The organism is Kitasatospora sp. NPDC097605 (assembly GCF_040302725.1).
Lineage (GTDB): Bacteria > Actinomycetota > Actinomycetes > Streptomycetales > Streptomycetaceae > Kitasatospora.
Window position 1 is genome coordinate 192,958 of sequence record NZ_JBEOSF010000001.1, and the last position, 19,980, is coordinate 212,937.

At 75.1% G+C, this 19,980-nt stretch carries 18 protein-coding genes; 11 read left to right on the top strand and 7 right to left on the bottom strand.

All coding sequences use genetic code 11. From position 1 onward, the window contains the following. Positions 1-13: 13 nt before the first annotated feature. From ABTX81_RS00870 to thrS, 3 genes are all read left to right on the top strand, one after another. Positions 14-934, top strand: a complete 921-nt coding sequence (locus tag ABTX81_RS00870; protein WP_350540755.1) for an SMP-30/gluconolactonase/LRE family protein — start codon at positions 14-16, stop codon at positions 932-934. 71 nt (positions 935-1,005) lie between these two features. Next, on the top strand, positions 1,006-1,737 hold the full coding sequence (locus ABTX81_RS00875) for a leucine-rich repeat domain-containing protein (protein WP_350540756.1): 732 nt from the start codon (positions 1,006-1,008) through the stop codon (positions 1,735-1,737). A 219-nt stretch (positions 1,738-1,956) separates the two neighbouring features. Next, positions 1,957-3,267 carry a threonine--tRNA ligase gene (thrS, locus tag ABTX81_RS00880; RefSeq protein WP_350540757.1) on the top strand — a complete coding sequence of 437 codons (1,311 nt, stop codon included), beginning with the start codon at positions 1,957-1,959 and terminating at the stop codon, positions 3,265-3,267. On the opposite strand, the gene ABTX81_RS00885 is transcribed toward thrS, so the two are convergent. Continuing rightward, positions 3,261-3,671 (bottom strand): VOC family protein, encoded by a 411-nt coding sequence (locus ABTX81_RS00885; RefSeq protein ID WP_350540758.1) that lies wholly within the window; start codon positions 3,669-3,671, stop codon positions 3,261-3,263. The genes thrS and ABTX81_RS00885 overlap by 7 nt on opposite strands. 67 nt (positions 3,672-3,738) lie before the next feature. On the opposite strand from ABTX81_RS00885, the gene ABTX81_RS00890 reads away from it, so the two are divergent. After that, positions 3,739-4,236 (top strand): MarR family winged helix-turn-helix transcriptional regulator, encoded by a 498-nt coding sequence (locus tag ABTX81_RS00890; protein WP_350540759.1) that lies wholly within the window; start codon positions 3,739-3,741, stop codon positions 4,234-4,236. Between the two features lie 14 nt (positions 4,237-4,250). Here ABTX81_RS00890 and ABTX81_RS00895 read toward each other — a convergent pair whose 3' ends face one another. Beyond that, positions 4,251-4,847, bottom strand: a complete 597-nt coding sequence (locus ABTX81_RS00895; protein WP_350540760.1) for a C40 family peptidase — start codon at positions 4,845-4,847, stop codon at positions 4,251-4,253. A 194-nt stretch (positions 4,848-5,041) separates the two neighbouring features. Between ABTX81_RS00895 and ABTX81_RS00900 the strand changes: the two genes are divergently transcribed. Together ABTX81_RS00900 and ABTX81_RS00905 are read left to right on the top strand one after the other, a co-directional pair. Further along, positions 5,042-5,446 carry a RidA family protein gene (locus tag ABTX81_RS00900; RefSeq protein WP_350540761.1) on the top strand — a complete coding sequence of 135 codons (405 nt, stop codon included), beginning with the start codon at positions 5,042-5,044 and terminating at the stop codon, positions 5,444-5,446. 179 nt (positions 5,447-5,625) lie between these two features. After that, positions 5,626-6,318, top strand: coding sequence for a ScbR family autoregulator-binding transcription factor (locus tag ABTX81_RS00905; protein WP_350540762.1), 693 nt, complete (start codon positions 5,626-5,628; stop codon positions 6,316-6,318). A gap of 158 nt (positions 6,319-6,476) precedes the next feature. Here the strand turns inward: ABTX81_RS00905 and ABTX81_RS00910 are convergent, their stop codons facing one another. Both ABTX81_RS00910 and ABTX81_RS00915 read right to left on the bottom strand, forming a co-directional pair. After that, positions 6,477-7,547: a TIGR03617 family F420-dependent LLM class oxidoreductase gene (locus tag ABTX81_RS00910; protein ID WP_350540763.1), complete on the bottom strand. Its 1,071-nt coding sequence runs from the start codon at positions 7,545-7,547 to the stop codon at positions 6,477-6,479. 116 nt (positions 7,548-7,663) lie between these two features. Further along, entirely contained in the window at positions 7,664-8,128 is a 465-nt protein-coding gene (locus tag ABTX81_RS00915) for a MarR family winged helix-turn-helix transcriptional regulator (protein WP_350540764.1), read from the bottom strand. A 157-nt stretch (positions 8,129-8,285) separates the two neighbouring features. On the opposite strand from ABTX81_RS00915, the gene ABTX81_RS00920 reads away from it, so the two are divergent. The 3 genes from ABTX81_RS00920 (at position 8,286) to ABTX81_RS00930 (ending at position 12,261) form a co-directional block, all read left to right on the top strand. Then, on the top strand, positions 8,286-9,752 hold the full coding sequence (locus tag ABTX81_RS00920; RefSeq protein WP_350540765.1) for an MFS transporter: 1,467 nt from the start codon (positions 8,286-8,288) through the stop codon (positions 9,750-9,752). Between the two features lie 143 nt (positions 9,753-9,895). Further along, positions 9,896-10,486, top strand: coding sequence for an isochorismatase family protein (locus ABTX81_RS00925; RefSeq protein WP_350540766.1), 591 nt, complete (start codon positions 9,896-9,898; stop codon positions 10,484-10,486). Between the two features lie 116 nt (positions 10,487-10,602). Continuing rightward, on the top strand, positions 10,603-12,261 hold the full coding sequence (locus tag ABTX81_RS00930; protein WP_350540767.1) for an AMP-binding protein: 1,659 nt from the start codon (positions 10,603-10,605) through the stop codon (positions 12,259-12,261). 7 nt (positions 12,262-12,268) lie between these two features. On the opposite strand, the gene ABTX81_RS00935 is transcribed toward ABTX81_RS00930, so the two are convergent. Further along, a complete protein-coding gene (locus ABTX81_RS00935; protein WP_350540768.1) occupies positions 12,269-15,487 on the bottom strand; it encodes an AfsR/SARP family transcriptional regulator in 3,219 nt (1,072 codons plus the stop codon). Between the two features lie 154 nt (positions 15,488-15,641). Here ABTX81_RS00935 and ABTX81_RS00940 point away from each other — a divergent pair, with 154 nt between their 5' ends. Continuing rightward, the gene (locus tag ABTX81_RS00940) at positions 15,642-16,769 is read left to right on the top strand and encodes an oxidoreductase (RefSeq protein WP_350540769.1); all 1,128 of its coding nucleotides are present in this window, start codon (positions 15,642-15,644) and stop codon (positions 16,767-16,769) included. 22 nt (positions 16,770-16,791) lie between these two features. Here ABTX81_RS00940 and ABTX81_RS00945 read toward each other — a convergent pair whose 3' ends face one another. Continuing rightward, positions 16,792-17,439 carry a DNA alkylation repair protein gene (locus ABTX81_RS00945; RefSeq protein WP_350540984.1) on the bottom strand — a complete coding sequence of 216 codons (648 nt, stop codon included), beginning with the start codon at positions 17,437-17,439 and terminating at the stop codon, positions 16,792-16,794. A 149-nt stretch (positions 17,440-17,588) separates the two neighbouring features. Here ABTX81_RS00945 and ABTX81_RS00950 point away from each other — a divergent pair, with 149 nt between their 5' ends. Next, complete coding sequence (locus tag ABTX81_RS00950; RefSeq protein WP_502892680.1) at positions 17,589-18,713, top strand: PLL family lectin; 1,125 nt, start codon at positions 17,589-17,591, stop codon at positions 18,711-18,713. A 62-nt stretch (positions 18,714-18,775) separates the two neighbouring features. On the opposite strand, the gene ABTX81_RS00955 is transcribed toward ABTX81_RS00950, so the two are convergent. Next, complete coding sequence (locus ABTX81_RS00955; protein ID WP_350540771.1) at positions 18,776-19,933, bottom strand: N-acetylmuramoyl-L-alanine amidase; 1,158 nt, start codon at positions 19,931-19,933, stop codon at positions 18,776-18,778. Positions 19,934-19,980: the final 47 nt, after the last annotated feature.

Here is a 19,980-nt window from a genome sequence, read left to right on the forward strand (position 1 = left end):
TGGGACATGGATGATGTCTGGTGAGATCGAGTTCGGACTGTACGAGATTCTGGATGACCGCTTCCGGCCCTGCACCTACGGGGACAGCCGGCTGGAACAGCTCCACGGCGACTGCCGCTGGGCCGAGGGCCCGCTCTACCTGCCCGCGTGGCGGCAGCTGATCTGGAGCGACATCCCCAACGACCGGATGCTGCGCTGGGACGAGGCCACCGGCGCGGTCGGCGTCTTCCGCCCGGCTGCGGGGCACACCAACGGCAACACCCTCGACCGCGAGGGCCGTCTGATCACCTGTGAGCAGGGCAACCGCCGCGTCACCCGCACCGAGCACGACGGCACCCTCACCGTCCTCGCCGGCCACTACCGGGGCAAGCGCCTCAACTCGCCCAACGACGCCGTGGTCCGCTCCGACGGCGCGATCTGGTTCTCCGACCCCGACTTCGGCATCACCAGTGACTACGAGGGCCACCGCGCCGAGAGCGAGATCGGCGCCTGCAACGTCTACCGGATCGACCCGCACAGCGGCGAGGTCCAGCTGGCCGCCGACGGTTTCCGCGGCCCCAACGGCCTGGTCCTCTCCCACGACGAGCGGCGCCTCTACGTCTCCGACAGCCGCGCCGCCCACATCCGCGTCCTCGACATCCTGGACGACGGCACCCTCGGCAACGACCGGGTCCACATCGAGGGCCGCGGCAACCGCTTCGACAACATCCGCTTCGACCGCGACGGCCGGCTCTGGGCGGCGGCCTTCGGCGACGGCGTCCACTGCTACGCCGAGGACGGCACCCTCATCGGCCGACTGCTCGTCCCCGAACCCGTCTCCAACCTCACCTTCGGCGGCCCCAAGAACAACCGCCTCTTCATCACCGCCACCACCTCCCTCTACTCGCTGGTGACCTCCATGAGCGGCACCCACCGCGTCCGCCGCCACCCGTGACGCTCGACCGGCACGATCTGCGGGGGCTTGGTCTCATCGCCGCCCCGGCCGCGGTGCGGCAGGATGACCGGGTGAACGACACCATCCTCAACCTCTGGCGCCGGCACCTCGGAACCGTGCCCGGCGAGGTCTGGGACCGCACCGACCTGACGGTGCTCATCCTCGCGGAGACCGGCATCACCGAAGTCCCGCCCGCCATCGGCCGGCTGCACCGGGTGCGCACCCTCGACCTCGGCCACAACCGGATCGCCGAGGTGCCGCCGGAGATCGGCGACCTCGCCGGCCTCACCGACTTCCTCTACCTGCACGACAACGCGCTCACCGAGCTCCCGGCGGCGCTCGGCCGGCTCACCGGACTGCGCTACCTCAACATCGGCGAGAACCGGCTCACCGAACTGCCCGACGCCCTCGGCGCGATGGCCGGCCTGGTGGAACTCCGCGCCCAGCACAACCGGCTCGCCGCACTGCCCGGATCGCTCGGCGGCCTGCGCGCGCTGCGCGAACTCTGGCTGCGCGGCAACGCGCTGACCGCCCTGCCGGACTCCTTCGCCGGGCTCGGCGAGCTGCGGGAACTGGACCTGCGCGAGAACGCGCTCCCCGGGGTGCCGCCGGTGCTGGCCGGGCTGCCGCTGCTGCGCCGGCTCGACCTGCGCGGCAACCGGATCACCGGCCTGCCGGACTGGCTGGCGGACCCGGCCGCGCTGCCCGCGCTGGAGAAACTGGACCTGCGGTGGAACGCGGTCGACCCGGACCGCGCGCTGCTGGTGGCGCTGGCGGCGCGCGGCTGCCACGTCCTGCACTGAGGACGGCGCCGGGCGGCCCCGCACCGAAAACCGCTCGCCCGCCGGGCGGTTCGGCTGCTAGCGTGACCGGTATGAAGCGCGCCGCAGCCGTCCTCACGACGACGCCGGAGAGAGTCCCGGCGCGCTGACTGCTGACCTAGTCCGAAGCCCCGGGGCGAGTGCCCCGGGGCTTCGCCGTACCGGTCCACTCGCCCGCCGACCCGAGTGGAGACCACCGCCATGAGCAGCAACCCCGTCGCGGCCGCTCCCGCGTCCGAGCCCGAGGCCGGGCCCGCAGCGGCCCCCGACCACCGCCGGCTCGGCCGCGAACTCGAACTCTTCGACACCGACCCGCTGATCGGATCGGGCCTGCCGTACTGGCTGCCCGACGGCGCGGCGATCCGGCACGCCCTGGAGGAGTTCATCCGCGGCCGCGAGCGGCGCGCCGGCTACCGCCACGTCTACTCGCCCGTCCTCGGCAAACGCGAGCTGTACGAGATCTCCGGCCACTGGCAGCACTACCGCGACGACATGTTCCCGCCGATGGACCTGGGCGCCGAGCAGGTCGTGCTGCGCCCCAGCCTCTGCCCGCACCACGCCCTGGTCTACCGCTCGCGGGCCCGCAGTCACCGCGAACTCCCGCTGCGGATCGCCGAGCTGGGCGGCATGTACCGCTCCGAACCGTCCGGCGTGCTCGGCGGGCTGACCCGGGTGCGGGCCATCCAGCTGAACGACGCGCACGTCTTCTGCACCCCCGAGCAGGCCGCCGACGAGGCGCTCGCCGCGCTGGAGCTGATCGGCGAGGCGCACCGCGCGCTCGGCATCCGGCCGGTCCGCCACCGGCTCTCGCTGCCGGGCGCGGGCGGCAAGTACGTGGCCGACCCGGTGCTCTGGGAGCGGGCCACCGCGCTGCTGACCGAGGTGCTGCGGCGCTCCGGCGTGCCGTTCGAGGCGGTCGAGGGGGAGGCGGCGTTCTACGGGCCGAAGATCGACATCCAGATCGCCGACGCCGCCGGGCGCGAGTCCACCCTCTCCACCGTGCAGATCGACTTCCACCAGCCGGAGCGGTTCGGCCTGCGCTACACCGGGCCGGACGGCGCCAAGCACCGCCCGGTGATGGTCCACCGCAGCGTCATCGGCAGCGTCGAACGCGTGGTCGCCCACCTGATCGAGCTGTACCGCGGGGCCTTCCCGGCGTGGCTGGCGCCGACCCAGTTGGTGCTGCTGCCGCTCTCCGAGGGGGAGCGGGAGCGGGCCGAGCGGGTGCGCGGGCGCTGTCTGGACCTCGGTTTGCGGGTGGAGGTCGCCGGGCCCGAGCGGGGCAGCCTCGGTGCCCGGATCCGGGAGGCGCGACTGGTCCCGTACCAGGCGGTGATCGGCCCCCGGGAGGCGGCCGACGACCTGCTCGCGCTGCGCCTGCGCGACGGCCGCAGGCCCGGCCCGCTGCCGGTGGGCGAGGCGCTGGCCCGGATCGGCGCGCTGGTCGGCGCCTGCGCCCCGGAACTGTGGGACGAGCCCGGGGCCCCCGGCGGCGGGCCGGGCCGTCAGTAGGACTGGAGCTCGATCAGCCGGCCCTCCGGGTCGCGCAGGTGGGCGGTGCGCAGGTCCGGCCCCCACTCCGGGCGGTCGGCGGGGCCGGTGACGGGCGTGCCCCCGCCGCGCAGGCAGCGGGCGAGGGCCTGCTCGACCGCCTCGACCCGGAGGACCAGCATCGTGCCGTCCTGGGCGGCGGCGACCGGTGCGCCGGGCAGTGCGGCGGTGCCGACGGCGGCGGCCAGCCGGCCGCGGTCGAACAGCGAGAGCACGGTCCGGCCACCGAGGTCCCAGGTGGCGTACGGGCCCTCGGGGGAGCCCTTGACCAGGGCGGCGCCGGTCAGCGGCGGCAGGACGGCGTCGTAGAAGCCGAAGCAGGCGGGGAAGTCGACGACGAGCAGGCGGTGGTACGGGGCGTCCATGGCGAGGCTTCCTCGAAAGAAATAGTGGGTTGCCACCCACTATAGGGCTGGACCCTAGACTTGTCCCATGGCCTCCGACGAATCCGCCCCCGACGTCCCCGCCGTTCCTGCCCCTGGCGCCGACGCTTCGACGCCGCCGACGCTGCTGGACCTCAGTACCTATCTGCTCTCCCGCACCGGCAAAGCGGCCCGCGGCCGGCTGGCCGAGCGGCTGGCCCGCCGGGGCCTTCGGCTCTGGGACATGGCGGTGCTCGCCGCGCTCGCCGACTTCGGCCCGCACGCGCAGCGCGACCTGGTCCGCCGGCTCCGGGTGGACCCCAGCGACATGGCCAAGGTCACCGACCAGCTGGCCGCCGCCGGCTACGTCGAACGGGCCCGCGACACCGCCGACCGCCGCCGCGTCTCGGTCACCGTCACGGACGCCGGCCGCGCGCTGCTCGCCGAACTGCGTGCCGAGGCGTACGCCGTGCAGGAGGAGGTGCTGGCCCCGCTGAGCCCGGCGGAACGGCAGGTGCTGCACGACCTGCTCGGCCGGGTCCACGCGCACCTGCCGGGAGCACCGTAGGGCGTGCGGGGGCGTCAGCCGAGGGGCAGCGGGCGGCGGGCTCCGGCGAACTCGCGGGACCAGCGGGGGATGTCGAACACGCCCTCCAGCCGGGCCACCAGCGTGCCGGTGTGCTCGGCGTGGATCATCGCGCCGTCGCCGGCCCAGAGGCCGACGTGGTGCAGCGGCGCGTCCGGGCGGGAGAAGAAGATCAGGTCCCCGGGGAGCAGTGCGGAGCGCTCCACCGGGGCGGAGCGGTGGAACTGGGCGACGGTGTAGTGCGCCAGCTCGACGGCGCCGGCGCTCGCCCGGTACCAGCAGTAGAGCGACAGTCCGCTGCAGTCGTAGCCGACCGTGCTCTCGCCCAGGCACTGGCCGTCGAGATAGCCGTTCTCCTCGTCGCAGAAGCCCAGGCCGGCGCCGAGCCGGTCCCCGCCGCCCCAGGCGTACGGCACGCCGATCTGCGAGGTGGCCACCGCGACCACCCGGCGGCCGAGCGCGGCCTCGCCGTCCGCGGACCGGGGGAGGGCGGCGGCGGGAGCGGCACCCACGGCGGGGGCGAGGCCGGCTCCCAGGGCGAGGCCCAGCATCCGGCGGCGGCCCCAGGTCCTGGGGAAGTGCGGGAACGGCATGGGGACCCCCTCGGTCGTCGGCGAACCACCAGGATCCCGGCCACGGCGGGCACCCCGCCATCACCCGCACCGGTGAATTCGCCGGCGGTGGACCCCGGTCGGCCGCGGTCGCGGGCCGGAAATCGATTGACGGTGCCACGGGCGGTCCCGACGATGGGGCGCGGCAGGACCGAACGATCATCCGGGAGGGACCCATGGGCAGTTCCGTCAGACTGATCCGCAATCACCGCCTCACCCAGGCCGTCGACTACGCTTACGCGGCCGCCGTGGACGCGCCGGTCCGCTCGCTCTGGCTGGCCGGCGCCTGCCCGCTGGACGCCGAGGGGCGCACGGTGGCGGTGGGCGACTTCGTCGGCCAGGCCCACCAGGTGATGCGCAACCTGGTGACCGTCCTGGAGGACGAGGGTGCCGCGCTCACCGATCTGGTGCGCACCACGGTGTACGTCGCCTCCTCCCGGCAGGCGGACCTGGGGGCCGTCTGGGACGTCTACCGCGAGTACCTCGGCGAGCACGACGTGCCGAGCACCCTGCTCGGGGTCTCCGTGCTCGGGTACCACGACCAGCTCGTCGAGGTGGAGGGGGTGGCCGTGCTGGGCTGACGCGCCCGGGGGCCGGGGAGCCGGTCCGGCGCGGCGGCCCTCCGGTCGGTATCCTCTGACGATTCCCTGACGCGGTGTGCCCGGGGACCGCCTCGGGGAGCGTCGCCGGAGCGACTGGCGGCCCCGGTAAGATACGGGCTGTTTGGTTTTGTTTCGGTGTGGTTGCGGGGGTGGTCGTGGTGGCGCGACAGGAACGGGCGCTGCGGACGCGGCGGCTGATTCTGGAGGCCGCGGCCTCGGTGTTCGACGAGTTCGGCTACGAGCGCGCGACCATCGGCGAGGTGGTCGCCCGGGCCGGTGTCACCCGGGGCGCCGTCTACTTCCACTTCGCCTCCAAGGCCGACCTGGCGCTGGGTGTCATCGAGGGGCAGTTCGAGGCCGAGGCCGTGCCGGAACGCCCGTGCAAGCTGCAGGAGTTCGTGGACACCGGGATGGTGGTCACCCATTTGGTGCCGATCGACCCGCTGGTCAGCGCCGGTGTGCGGCTCTCGGTGGACCACGCCGCGGACCGGCGGCCGGGCGTCGACGCCGCGCCGGGCTGGATCGCCAGGCTGGAGCGGCTGCTGGTCGCCGCGGGCGAGCGCGGCGAGCTGCTGCCGCAGGTGGTGCCGGCCGACACGGCCGGGCTGATGACGGCGTCCTGGGTGGGCGTGCAGCTCCAGTCGCAGCGGTTCACCAACCGGGCCGACCTCGCCGAGCGGGTTTCCGTCCTGTACCGGCACCTGATGCCGAGCATCGCCGTCCCCGGGGTGCTCGCCTGCCTCGACCTGGCCCCGGACCGCGGCGCGCGGGTGTACGCGGAGATGGTGGCCGCGCGCGCCGCGGCGGCGGGCGAGGTCGACGACGACGGGGCCGGCGCGGACGCCGAATGATACGGCGCGTCCGGTTTCCGGGAGCGGCTCGCCCGCCGTACGGCGGCTGCGGAGCGTAGCCGCCACCGCCCGACGGGCCGTCAGCGGGCCGCCGGTGGCACGGCGTTGCCGGGCGGCCGCGGTGTGCGCCGTGCTCGGCACGGTGCTCAGTGCGGTGCTCAGCGCGGTGCGGGCGGCCGCTCCAGCGCGCGCAGGGCGTCCAGCACGTCCAGGCCGAGGTCCGGCGCGGCGTCCTCCGGCAGGCTGACCGAGACCCGGGTGGCCAGTCCGGCGTAGCGGCGGTGGATCTCTGCGGCGGCCTCCTCGACCGTGCCCGTGACGGCGAAGGTGTCGAGCACCCGGTCGTCGACCAGCGCGGCCATCTCGGGCCAGCGGCCGCGCAGCGACAGCCGGTGCAGTTCCTCGTGCAGGTCCTCCCAGCCGTGCAGGGCCAGCACCGGGCGGTAGGCGGGGGTGGAGGCGTAGAAGGCGAGCCGCTCGCGGATGGCGGCCAGGTTGGCGCCCAGCTCCTCCTCGGTGCGTCCGGTCGCGGTGAGCACGCTGCCGACGACCTCGAAGGGCCGTCCGGTCCAGGCGGCGCCCTCGGCCTCGGCCCGGGCGCGCTCCTCGGCGAGCGCCGGCAGCACCTGGCGGGTCAGGTAGTCGACCGAGGTGAACGGGTGGCTGAGGAAGCCGTCCGCCACCGCGCCCGCGGTGCGCACCATCAGCGGACCGACGCCCGCCAGCAGGATCCGCGGCACCCCGGCCGGGACCGGGTCGGGCGAGAAGACCGGTGTCATCACCGTGTGGGTGTAGAAGTCGCCGCGGAAGCGCAGCCGTTCACCGGTCTGCCAGCTGTGCCAGATCGCCCGCACCGCGTGCACGTAGTCGCGCATCCGCGCGGCGGGCCGGTCCCAGGGCATTCCGAAGCGCTTCTCGATGTGCGGTTTGACCTGCGAGCCGAGCCCGATCACGGCCCGCCCGCCGGAGGCCGCGTGCAGGCCCCAGGCCTGGTAGGCGAGGGTCATCGGGGTCCGGGCGAGGGCCACCGCGACTCCGGTGGCCAGCTCGATGGAGCTGGTGCGGTCGGCGGCGCGGGCCAGCTGGAGGAACGGGTCGTAGGCGGTCTCGGAGACCACCAGCCGGTCCGCGCCGCGCCGTTCGGCCTGTTCGGCGGCGTCCAGGATGCCGGCCGGGTGCGCGGGCGCGAGCGCGTCGAGGAGGAGGGCGGGGGCCTGCGGGCGGTCCATGGGTCGGGCTCCTGGTGGGCGGCGGGGTCCGGCGGGGCGACGGTGCCGGGAGGCGGGGCGACGGCGCCGGGCGGCGGGGAGGGAGGCAGAGCGGTGGCACGCGGTGCCGGCCGGTGTCAGGGGCGGGGCCAGGGCCGCCCGTCGAGCCGCTCGATGCCGGTGTTGAAGCGCCGTAGGAACCCGGCGAAGGCCGCGACGTCCTCGGCGGGCCAGTCCTCCATCACCAGACCGAGGGCGTGGGCGTGCGCCGCGCGGTCCTCGTCGAGCCGCCGGTCGCCCTCCTCGGTGATGCGGAACTTGCGGGCCAGTCCGCCCTCCGGGTCGGGGATCCGCTCGACCAGCCCGGCCCGGGTCATCGCGGCGGTCTGCCGGTTGAGGGTGGAGGAGTCCAGCCCGAAGGCGTCGCTGAGCTCGCCGATCGACATCGGGCCCTGGACCCGGATCCGGCTGAGCAGGATGTAGGCGCTGCGTTCGAGCCGGCTGCCGTGCGGCCGGGCGCCCGCCGGGCTCAGATAGTGGTGCCGGCTGAGCACCATGTACTCGAACGCCACGTCGTCCGTGGGTTCGCTGGGTCCGCTCATGACGTCGCCCTTCCCGTCCCTGGCGTCGGCGCCCTGACCTGCGGTGTTTCCGCACAGTATGGCAGGCGTGCGCCCAGGGGAGTCGATATGCATCATGCATATCATGTGTAGGATGCATATCCGTTGCCCGCCGCACGGACCCGAGGAGCCCCCGCCGATGCCATCCCCCCAGACCACCGCCCCCGACCGGACCAGGGGGATCGTCGCCACGCTCGCCCTCACCGGTACGGTGGCCGCGATCATGCAGACCCTGGTCACCCCGCTGATCGGCGAGCTGCCGAAGATCCTGGACACCTCCGCGTCCAACGCCTCCTGGGTGATCACCGCGACCCTGCTCTCGGCCGCCGTGTTCGTACCGATCAGCGGCCGGCTCGGCGATCTGCTCGGCAAGCGGCGGATGCTGCTGGCCTGCTGCGCCCCGCTCCTGGTCGGCTCGGTGATCTGCGCGCTGACCTCCTCCGTCCTGCCGATGATCGTCGGGCGCGGACTGCAGGGCATGGGCATGGGCGTGGTCCCGCTCGGCATCAGCCTGCTGCGCGAGGTGCTGCCCCCCGAGCGGCTCGGCTCGGCGATCGCCCTGGTCAGCGCCTCGATGGGGATCGGCGGCGGCCTCGGTCTGCCCATCTCGGCGGCGGTCGCCCAGTACGCCAGCTGGCGTGCGCTGTTCTGGGGCGCGGCCGTCCTCACCGTGGCGATCGCCGCGATGATCCGCTTCCTGGTCCCCGCGCCGGCCACCCCGCCGGCCGGCGGCCGCTTCGACGCGGTCGGCGCGGCGGGCCTGGGCGCGGGCCTGGTCTGCCTGCTGCTGCCGGTCTCCAAGGGCGGCGACTGGGGCTGGACCGACGGGACCACCCTCGGCCTGTTCGCCGCCGCGGTCGTCCTGCTGCTGGCCTGGGGCGCCTGGGAGCTGCGGATCGCCGAGCCGCTGGTCGACCTGCGGGTGACCGCCCGGCCGCGGGTGCTGCTGACCAACGCGGCGTCCGTCCTCGTCGGCTTCGGGATGTACGCGCAGGCGCTGATCATCCCGCAGCTGCTCCAGCTGCCCGCCGCCACCGGCTACGGACTGGGCCAGTCGATGCTGGCCATGGGCCTGTGGATGGCCCCCTCCGGTCTGATGATGATGGTCGTCTCGCCGCTCGGCGGCCGGCTCTCGGCGGCGCGCGGCCCGAAGTTCACGCTGGTCGTCGGCGCCCTGGCGATCGCCGCCGGGTACGGGCTGTCGATGCTGCTGATCGGCTCCACCTGGGGCGTGCTGATCGTGACGCTGGTGTGCAACGCCGGTGTCGGCCTCGCCTACGGCGCGATGCCCGCGCTGATCATGAGCGCTGTGCCGCTGTCCGAGACGGCCTCGGCGAACAGCTTCAACACCCTGATGCGCTCGCTCGGCACCTCGGTGTCGGCCGCCGTGGTCGGCGTGGTGCTCGCCCAGCTGACCACCAGCACGGGCGGCCATGTGCTGCCCTCCGAGACCGGCTTCCGGGTCGGCCTGCTGATCGGCTGCGGGGTGGCCCTGGTCGCGGCGGCGGTGGCCGCCACCATCCCGGTGCCGCCCGCGCCGGGCACTCCGAAGGCCGCCACCGGTGCGCCGAAGGACGCCGCCGTGCGCGACGCGGCCTCCGCCTGACGGTTCGTACCACCGGGCGCGGCGGACGGGTTCCGCCGCGCCCGCGCCCGAACGGGTGAGCGGTCGGCGCGGGTACCGGCCGCCCCGGGCCCGGGGCGGCGACCATACGGAGACCGACCGCCACTCCGGGAAGGGAAGCCGCCGTGGGCCGTGCCCTGATCGTCGTCGATGTGCAGAAGGACTTCTGCGAGGGCGGCAGCGTCCCGGTCAGGGGCGGCGCCGGGCGGGCCGCCGCCATCGCCGGCCTGGTCCGCGCGACGGACGGCGAGTACGACTACGTCGTCGCCACCCGGGACCACCACATCGACCCGGGCCCGCACTTCTCCGACCACCCGGACTTCCGGGACTCCTTCCCGGCGCACTGCGTGGCCGGCACCGAGGGCGGCGAGTTCCACCCCGACTTCGCGCCCGCCGTGGCGGACGGGGCGGTCGACGAGGTCTTCTTCAAGGGCGCCCGCTCCGCCTCCAAGAGCGGCTTCGAGGGCTTCACCGCGGACGGCACCCCGCTGGCGGACTGGCTGCGCGCCCGCGACGTCGGGCAGGTCGACGTCGTCGGCATCGCGACCGACCACTGTGTCAGGGCCACCGCGCTGGACGGCGCCCGGGAGGGCTTCGCCGTCCGCGTCCTGCTCGACTACACCGCCGGGGTCGCCGCCGACACCACCGCCACCGCCCTGGAGGACCTGCGCGGTGCCGGGGTCGCCCTCACCGGATCCCCCGTCGTCCTCGCCTGACCAGGCATCTCCCGGTCTGCGGTGCCGTAAATCGGTGGTGCGCGCGTGGGTGACGGGGAGGGGCGGTCTGCGTAGACTCGGGCGACTTGCGCCGGACGAGTCCAGGAGCCCTCACCATGACCTCGCCCTCCCCGTCTCCCAGCATCAGCGCCGGCAGCACCTCCGTGCCGCTGCTGGACCACACCATCGGGACCGCGCTCGACCGCGCCGTCGCCGCGTTCCCCGACCGGGAGGCGCTGGTCGACGTGCCGAGCGGGCGGCGGTGGACGTACCGGGAACTCGCCGCCGAGGTGGACCGGGTCGCGCTCGGGCTGCTCGGGCTCGGGGTGGGCACCGGCGACCGGGTCGGGATCTGGGCGCCGAACTGTCCCGAGTGGCTGTTCACCCAGTACGCCACCGCCCGGATCGGCGCGATCCTGGTGACCGTCAACCCTGGCTACCGCGCCCATGAGGTCGAGTACGTGCTGCGGCAGTCGGGGATCCGCACGGTCGTGGCGGTGCCGAGCTTCAAGACCTCCGACTACGCCGCGATGCTCGCCGAGGCCGGTCCGCGCTGCCCCGAGCTGCGGGACGTTCTGCTGATCGGCTCGCCCGGGTGGGACGAGCTGCTGGCGGCGGGGGAGGGCGGCGACCGCGAACGGCTGGCCGTCCTCGGGGCGGGGCTGAGCCCCGACGATCCGATCAACATCCAGTACACCTCGGGCACCACCGGCTTCCCCAAGGGCGCGACGCTCTCGCACCACAACATCCTCAACAACGGCTACTTCGTCGGTGAGTTGTGCGGCTACACGGAGGCGGACCGGATCTGTGTGCCGGTGCCGTTCTACCACTGCTTCGGCATGGTGATGGGGAACCTGGCGGCGCTCTCGCACGGGGCCTGCGTGGTGATCCCGGCCCCGGCCTTCGAACCGGCCGCCACCCTGCGCGCGGTGGCCGCCGAACGCTGCACCTCGCTCTACGGTGTGCCGACCATGTTCATCGCCGAGCTCAACGACCCGGGCTTCGCCGAGCACGACCTGTCCGGCCTGCGCACCGGGATCATGGCCGGCTCGCCCTGCCCGATCGAGGTGATGAAGCAGGTCGTCGACCGGATGGGCATGCGCGACGTCTCGATCTGCTACGGCATGACCGAGACCTCCCCGGTCTCCACCCAGACCCGCGCCGAGGACCCGCTGGAGCGGCGGGTCGCCACCGTCGGCCGGGTCGGCCCGCACCTGGAGGTCAAGGTGGCCGACCCGGAGACCGGCGAGACCGTCCCGCGCGGCACGCCCGGCGAACTCCGCACCCGGGGCTACTCGGTGATGCTCGGCTACTGGGACCAGCCCGACCGCACCGCCGAGGCGATCGACGCCGAGGGCTGGATGCACACCGGCGACCTCGCGGTGATGGACGAGGAGGGCTACCTCAACATCACCGGCCGGCTGAAGGACATGGTGATCCGGGGCGGCGAGAACATCTACCCGCGCGAGATCGAGGAGTTCCTGTTCACCCACCCCGACGTCCTGGACGTCCAGGTCATCGGCGTGCCCGACGCCAAGTACGGCGAGGAGCTGATGGCCTGGGTCCGGCTGCGGCCCGGCGCGCCCGAGCTGACCGCCGAGGCGCTGCGCGCGTACTGCGCGGGCCGGATCGCGCACTACAAGGTGCCGCGCTACGTGCACCAGGTGGACGAGTTCCCGATGACCGTCACCGGGAAGATCCGCAAGGTGGAGATGCGACAGCGGGCCGTCGAACTGCTGGGCCTGGACGGGGCGGCCGGGATCGAGCACGCCTGACCGGTCCTCACGGCGGGGCCGCTCCTCCCGCGACGCGGACGGCGTCCGGGAGGGGCAGCGCCGCTCCCCGCCGGTAGGCGTCGGCGAAGCCGGCCGCGCCGAGGGCCGTGCGGGCCACGGCGGTGATCCGGTCGACGTCGGCGCGCTCACCGGGCGGGAGCGGGGCGCCGGCGGCGCGACGGGTGGCGTCGGCCGCGCCGAGGAGCAGCGCGGCGCGGGCGGACCCCGGGGCGTCCGCGGTGGCCGCCGCCGCACCGGCGCTGCCCTCCAGGGAGAGAGCGAGGGCACGCGGTTCGCCGAGCTCCTCGGCGTACGCGACAGCGCGGGCCTGGTGGGCGGCGGCTTCGGCGGGCCGGCCGCGCAGTTCGGCGACGAAGCCGAGCTCCACCTCGATCAGGTGCTTCCCGGCGGTGGAGGACGGATAGTCGTCGCGCATCGCCCGCAGGTGGTGTTCGGCGGCGTCGAGGTCGCCGGAGCGGCGGGCCCCGAGGGCGAGGCCCATGACCGCGAACACCTCGCCGAACAGGTGGCCCTGCCCGGCGGCGGCGCTCCGGGCCCGTTCGTGGAGCGCTCGTGCCCGCGCCCAGTCGCCGGCGAGCAGCGCGAGCCGGCCCAGGCCGGCGAGGCACGCGGAGGCCTCCACGGCCAGGCCGAGCTCCTCGGCGAGCCGCAGCCCCTCGTTCTGCCGGGCCGCGGCGTCGGCGTGGTCGCCGTCGATCTCGGCGAGCGCGGCGAGCACCGGGACGGTCTGCAACACGCCCCAGTCGTCGCCGAGTCCACCGAACGCCGCGGCGGCGGCGCGGCCCTCCCGGCGGGCCCGCGCCAGGTCGCCGGTGGCCAGCGCGGTCAGGGCGAGCAGCGACCGGGCGGCGGCCCTGCCCCAGGGGTCGGCGGCGTGGGAGCAGAGGTCCAGGGCGCGGAGTGCCACGGACCGGGCCGCCGCCGGGTCGCCCGCGTGGTGGAGGCCGTACCCGAACAGCCACAGGGCGCGGCCGTGCCGGACGGGGTCGGCGACGGCTGCCTCCGGCCGGTCCGGGCCGGCCGGGCGGTGGCCGGTCAGCAGGGCGAACGCGTCGTGCAGGAGGCCGATCTCGGGGTGGGCGGCGGCGCCGGCGACGGTGGCGAGGGTGCGGCGCGCCTCGTGGAGCCGGCCGCGCAGCAGCCACCAGGGGCAGAGCGCGGCGGCCAGGCGGGCGGCGTCCTCAGGATCGCCGGAGCGCAGGGTGTGATCGAGCGCGGCGCGGGTGTTGGCGGCCTCGGCGTCCAGCCGGGCGAGCCACCGTCCCTGTTCCTTCCCGCGCAGCCCGGCCCCGGCCTGTTCGGCCAGTTCGCGGAAGTACGCCGCGTGCCGGTCCGCGGTGGCCGTGGACTCGCGGGCCTCGTGGAGCCGTTCGCGGGCGTAGGCGGCGACCGATTCGAGTAGCCCGTAGCGCGGGCCGTCGGCGGTGTGCGCCGCTTCGACGAGCGAACGGTCGACCAGACGGCCGACGAGGTCGAGCACGTCGTCGCCGGGGACCCCCGCCCCCGCGCACACCGCCTCCGCGGCCGGCGGCGCGCAGCCGCCGGCGGGGACGGCCAGCCGCCGCAGGACGGCCCGCTCGGGCGGGGACAGCAGCTCCCAGCTCCAGTCGATCACCGCGCGCAGGGTCTGCTGCCGGGCGGGCAGGCCGCGCTGCCCGGAGGCGAGGACGCGGAACCGGTCGTCGATCCGCGCCGCCAGCTCGTGCACGCCCAGGCTGCGGACCCGGGTGGCGGCGAGTTCGAGGGCGAGCGGGATGCCGTCCAGGCGCCGGCAGATCTCCGCGACCGCGTCCCGGGTGCTCCCGTCGCCGGGGTGGGCGGGGAAGCCGGGCGCGGCGGCGGCGGCCCGTTCGGTGAACAGCCGCGCGGCGGCGTCGGGGCCGAGCGGCGGGACGGGGAACAGCACTTCGCCGGGCAGCCGGAGCGACTCCCGGCTGGTGGCGAGGACGCGCAGGCCCGGCGCGGCGTCCAGCAGCGCGGAGACCAGGGCGGCGGCCTGCTCGACGACGTGCTCGCAGTTGTCGAGGACGAGCAGCGCCCGCCGGTCGCGCAGCGCGGCCGCCAGCGCCCGGGACGGGCCGTCGGTGGCGTGGGGGAGGGGCGCCGGCGCCGGCTCCGCGCCCTCCCGAATGCCGAGCGCCGCGGCCACCGCCCGGGGGAGGTCGGTGGTGTCGGCGGGCAGCGCGGCGAGTTCGACGAGCCGCACCCCGTCCGGCACGCCCGCCCCGGGACCGTCGGTGAGGCGGTGGGCGAGGGCCAGGGCGAGCCGGGTCTTGCCGACGCCGCCGGGGCCGGTCAGGGTGACCAGGCGCTGGGTGGCCAGGAGGGCGGTCAGGGACTCCAGGGCCGGGCCCCGGCCGACCAGCGCGGTTCGCGGGGCCGGCAGCTGCGAGCGGTGGAACGGTCCCGGCTCCGGCGCCGTCCGCACCGCGATCGCCGGGGGCGCGGCCGGCGTGGTCGGTGCGGCGGACAGCAGGGCGGGGTCCTGGCGCAGGATCGCCTCGTGCAGCGCCGCGACTTCCGGCCCGGGGTCGAGGCCCAGCTCGTCGACCAGCGCGGCGCGCAGCGCGCCGTACGCGGCGACGGCCTCGCCCTGGCGTCCGGCCCGGTACAGGGCCCGCATCTGCACGGCGCGCAGCCGCTCGCGCAGCGGGTGGCGCTCGACCAGTTCGGCGGCCTCGGCGAGCAGCGACGGGTCGTCGAACTCCAGGCGCGCCTCGGCCAGTTCCTCCAGGGCGGTGAGCCGCTCCTCGGCCAGCCGCTGGGCGGCGGGGCGGACGAAGTCCTCGTCGGCGAAGTCGGCGTACGGCAGCCCGCGCCACAGGTCCAGCGCCTGCGCCAGGACGGCCGCCCGGGCACGTGGTTCGCCGACCGGCCGGGCCCGCGCGGTGAGGGCGCGGAAGGCGGCCGCGTCGAGCTGGGCCTCGGCGTCGTCCAGTCGCAGCCGGTAGCCGGCCGGGTGATGGGTCACCCGGTCGCGGCCGACCGCCCGGCGCAGCTGGGAGACCTTGGCCTGGAGTGCGTTGGCGGGGTTGGCGGGGACGGCGTCGCCCCAGATGTCGTCGACGAGGCGGTCGGGCGGCACCGGCCGCCCCTCGTGCACCAGGAGGTCGGCGAGCAGGGCCCGCACTTTGGTCTCCGGGACCCGGACCGGCTCGCCGTCGGCGTCCCACACCGCCAGCGCCCCGAGCACCCCGAATCTCATGGGCCACACCCTACACAGCATGATCATCAGCCGGTCGGGACGTCCTCCTGGCGGACCGTCAGCCGAGCATCAGCGGACCCGAAGCGGGCCGCGGGAGGGTCGTACCGGCAAGCCGGCGGCACGGACGACGGCAGGACGACGAAGGAGCACGATCATGAGCACCGACACCGCGGTTCGGACGGCCACCGCCACCGGCGCGGCGGACTCCCCGCTGTTCGAGCCCGCCCGCCTCGGCCCGCTGCGGCTCGCCAACCGCCTGGTGATGGCCCCGATGACGCGCAACCGGGCGAGTGCCACGGGCGTGCCGGAGCCGATCATGGCCACCTACTACGCCCAGCGCGCCTCGGCCGGTCTGATCATCGCGGAGGCCGCCACGCCCAACGCGGTCGGCGCGACCTACCCCAACATCCCGGCCATCCACGACGGCACGCACGTGGCCGGCTGGCGCGCGGTCACCGACGCGGTCCGGGCCGCGGGCGGACAGATGTTCCTCCAGCTCCAGCACGGCGGCCGGGTCGGCCACCCGGAGACCACCGGGATCCACCCGGTGGCCCCCTCGCCGGTCCCGCTGCCGGGCACGGTCTTCACCCCGTCCGGGCACCGGGAGACCGTGGTGCCGCGCGAGCTGACCGAGGAGGAGATCCGCGCCACCGTCGCGGACTTCGCCGCCGCGGCCCGCCGGGCGGTCGACGCCGGCTTCGCGGGGGTCGAGGTGCACTCCGCCAACGGCTACCTGCTCCACCAGTTCCTCTCCGGCCGCACCAACCGCCGCACCGACGGGTACGGCGGGTCGGTCGCCCACCGCATCCGCTTCACCGTCGAGGTGGTCCGCGCCGTCGTCGAGGCGGTCGGCCCCGAGCGCGTCGGGGTGCGCATCGCCCCCGGGGTCACCGCCAACGGCATGGCCGAGGACGACGTCGAGGAGGTCTACCCGGCCCTGCTCGGCGAGCTGGACGGCCTGGACCTGGCCTATCTGCACCTCGTCTTCGCCGACCCGGACCAGCCGCTGTTCCACACCCTTCGCGCCGCCTGGTCCGGCACGCTGATCGCCAATCCGGCGCTGCCCTGGCCCGGCCCGCTGCCCGCCGACGGCGGCCGCGCCGCCGCCGAGCGCCTGCTCGCCGAGGGCGCCGACCTGGTCTCCCTCGGCCGTTCCTTCCTGGCCAATCCCGACCTGGTCACCCGGCTGCGCACCGGGGCTCCGCTCAACCCGATCCGCGACGCGCACCTGATGTACGTGGGCGGCGAGGAGGGCTACACCGACTATCCGACCCTCGGCTGAACGTCGGGACCGCCCCGGGTGCTCACGCCCCGTCGTGCCGCCGCCGGACCATCTCGGTGATCCAGACGGGGGCGTACGGCGAGGTGCAGCCCGGGGAGGTCGGGTAGTCCTTGAGCACCTCCAGGCGCTCACCGATGCCGAGGGCGCGCTCGCGGTACTCGGCGTGCTCGATGCCGATCCGGGCCAGACAGGTGTTCATCGCCCACTGCAGCCGGTCGGGGGCGTCCCGCATCCGCGCCTCGATGACGTCCAGCAGCCCGTCGAGGTCGAGGCCCCCGGGCCGCTTCGCCACCCGGTCGGCGGTCAGCGCCCAGCCGGCGCTCGCGACCAGCGGATCCGGATCGGCCAGCCAGGCCGACCGCAGCTCCTCGGCGTGCGGGCTCTTTCCCGCCACGTAGCCGATCAGCCAGTCCCGCACCTTGGGGGTGCGGGACGCGCGCAGCATGGCGTCCAGCTCCTCGGGCCCGAAGTCCTTGGGCCGGCAGACCAGCAGGGCCAGCAGGCGCGCCGCGCCGTCACCGGTCGCCCAGAGCCGCCGCGCGAGCTCCTGCTGCGTCCCCAGGCGCTTGGCCACGGCACGCAGCTTGGTGAGGTTCACGCCGTGGTCGTCGCCGTGCCGCTCGTTCACCCGGCGGGTCCTCGGGTCCTCCAGCTCGGCCAGCTCGGCCATCACCCCGGCCACCTGCTCGCTCACCGTCACCTCGGCCTCCTGTCCGTCGGGTCTGCCGTTTCACCTTACGATGCCGCCCCGACAGTCACGCACGGTGACTGTACGGGGGCTTCGGGTGAGGATAGGATCGGAGGCGAACCGATGGGTCGGTGAACGGCCTGGTGCGCGGCCCCCGGATCTCCGGTGGGCATCCGGTGGTCGGCACTCGCCACACCGGAAAGGGGAAGCTCATGGCTACGGCAGTCGGTACCGCTTTCAGCACCGCGCTCTCCTGGATCGGCCGGAACTCGGACGGCCGGCTGGAGGTCTTCGTCCGGGGCGGGGACGGCGCCCTGCACCACATCTGGCAGAAGGCCCCCGACGGCGACGAGGACTGGTCGCCCTGGGAGTCGCTCAAAGGCACCGTGACCGGCACCCCGGTGGCCGGTGCGGACTCCGACGGCCGCCTGTGGGTCTTCGTCCACAGCGGGGAGAACGCCACGCTCCGTCACATCCGGCAGAATCCCGGGGGCAACGCGGGCTGGGGCGAGTGGGGATCGCTGGAGGGTTCCATGGTGGGCGACCCGGCGCTGGCCCAGAACAGCGACGGTCATCTGGAGGTCTTCGTCCACGGCACGGGCAACGTCGTCCAGCACATCTGGCAGACCGGCACCGACAACCGCTGGTCGTCGTGGGGGACCATCCAGATCTCCACGGTCGGTGACCCGGCGCCCGCCCCGAACGCCGACGGCCACCTGGAGGTCTTCAGCCGCGACGGCTACGGCAACATCCAGCACGCCTACCAGCGGCCGCTGATCAACGGGTGGAAGATCGGGCCCCAGCTCGGCGGCAACAACGTGGCGAGCGATCCGGGCGTGGTCCAGAACGGCGACGGCCGGCTGGAGATCTTCGCCCGGTTCACCGACAACACCCTCTGGCACCTGTGGCAGACCGCCGCCAACAACGGATGGACCGGCACCTGGGAGTCGCTCGGCGGCAGTCTGGCCGGTGACCCGGCCGCGGCCCGGAACACCGAGGGCCGGCTGGAGGTCTTCTCCCGCGGCACCGACAACTCGGTGCAGCGGGCCGTGCAGCGGCCGGTCGGGAAGGGCTGGGAGAAGTGGGCGCCGCTCGGCGGCACGATCGGCGCCACGCCGTCCGGCGACCCGGCCGTCTCCCAGGACGGGGACAACCGGCTGCACGTCTTCGTCCCCTGCACCGACGCGACCGTCCGGCACATCTGGCAGCTCGACGGCGGCGGATGGTCGGGCTGGGCCTCGCTCGGGGCACCCTGAGCCGTCCGACCCCGGGGGCGCCGGGCGCTTCACGCCCTGCCCCGGGGTCGGCGGCCGTGCCGTCAGAGCGCGGCGACCTCGGCCCGCAGGGCGGGCAGCGTGGCGTACATGGTGCCGCCGGGGCAGTCGGTGGCCAGCCAGTCGCGGTGGCCGCTGATCAGGTCGACCGGCTTGGTCACGCCGTTCACCGGGTTGACGAAGGTGACGTGGGCCTGCGGGTCGAGACCGTGGGTGCGGGTCAGCAGGGCGAGCAGCAGGGTCAGCGAGCGGCGGGCCTTCGCCGTCGGCTCCTGGCCGGTGAGGGTGCCGAGCAGGGCGATGCCGAGGTTGCCGGAGTTGAAGCCGGCGGTGTGGAAGGCGGTCACCGCGTTGCCGTCGGCATCGTGCGCCGGGAGGCCGTCGTCGCCGGACCAGCGGCCCTCGTAGATCCGGCCCGCCTCGTCGATGAGGAAGTGGTAGCCGATGTCGCCCCAGTCCTGGGTGACGGCGTGGTACTCGTATATCGCCCGCACGGTGGCCGCCGGGTCGGCGTCCGCGTTCGGGGTGTCGGTGTGGTGCACCGTCAGGGTCTGCAGCGGGTAGTACTTGGCGGGGGAGTTCTCGACGCCGTTCTTGAATCGCTTGGACTCGTCGGCGCCCCACGCGGCGCGGCTCAGGTACTCGACCCCGCAGAAGGTGACCGGCGCGGTCGGGGAGAGCGTGGCCGTGCGGGCCGGGCCCTGGGTGGTGTCGAGGGCGGTGGCGCGCAGATCGGCGGCGCCGTCCGGCAGCCGCAGGTCGTAGCCGACGGCGCCGCCGGCCGGGACCAGCACGGCCGCGCCGGTGGCGGCGGCGCCGGAGCCGGGACCGCCCGGCAGGTCGGGGCCGCCGGCGCAGCCCGCGGTGAGCGGCTGCCACGCGCCCGGGCCGGTGCCCTCGTGGTGGAGCCGGATCGCGCCGCCGCGCCGGGGGCCGTCCCAGCTGACGCCGACGTAGTGGATCGGGAAGTCGGTGCGCGCGGTGGCGGCCGCTCGCCCGGTCGCGGAGCGGGCCCGGGTGGCCGGCACGGTGACGGTCCGGTCGGCCGGCCCGGCCGGCGACGGGGCGCCGGGCGTGGCGGGGGCGGTGGGCGTCGCCGGGGCGGCGGCGTGCGCGGCCGGCGCGGTGGCGAGCGCGGCGGCCGTGGCGCCGAGGGCGGTCACCAGGGTGCGGCGGCTGAGGGCGGAGCTGGGGTCGGTCATCGGGATCCTGCTCTCGGTGCGTGCGGGGAACGCGGTCTGACTGCTCG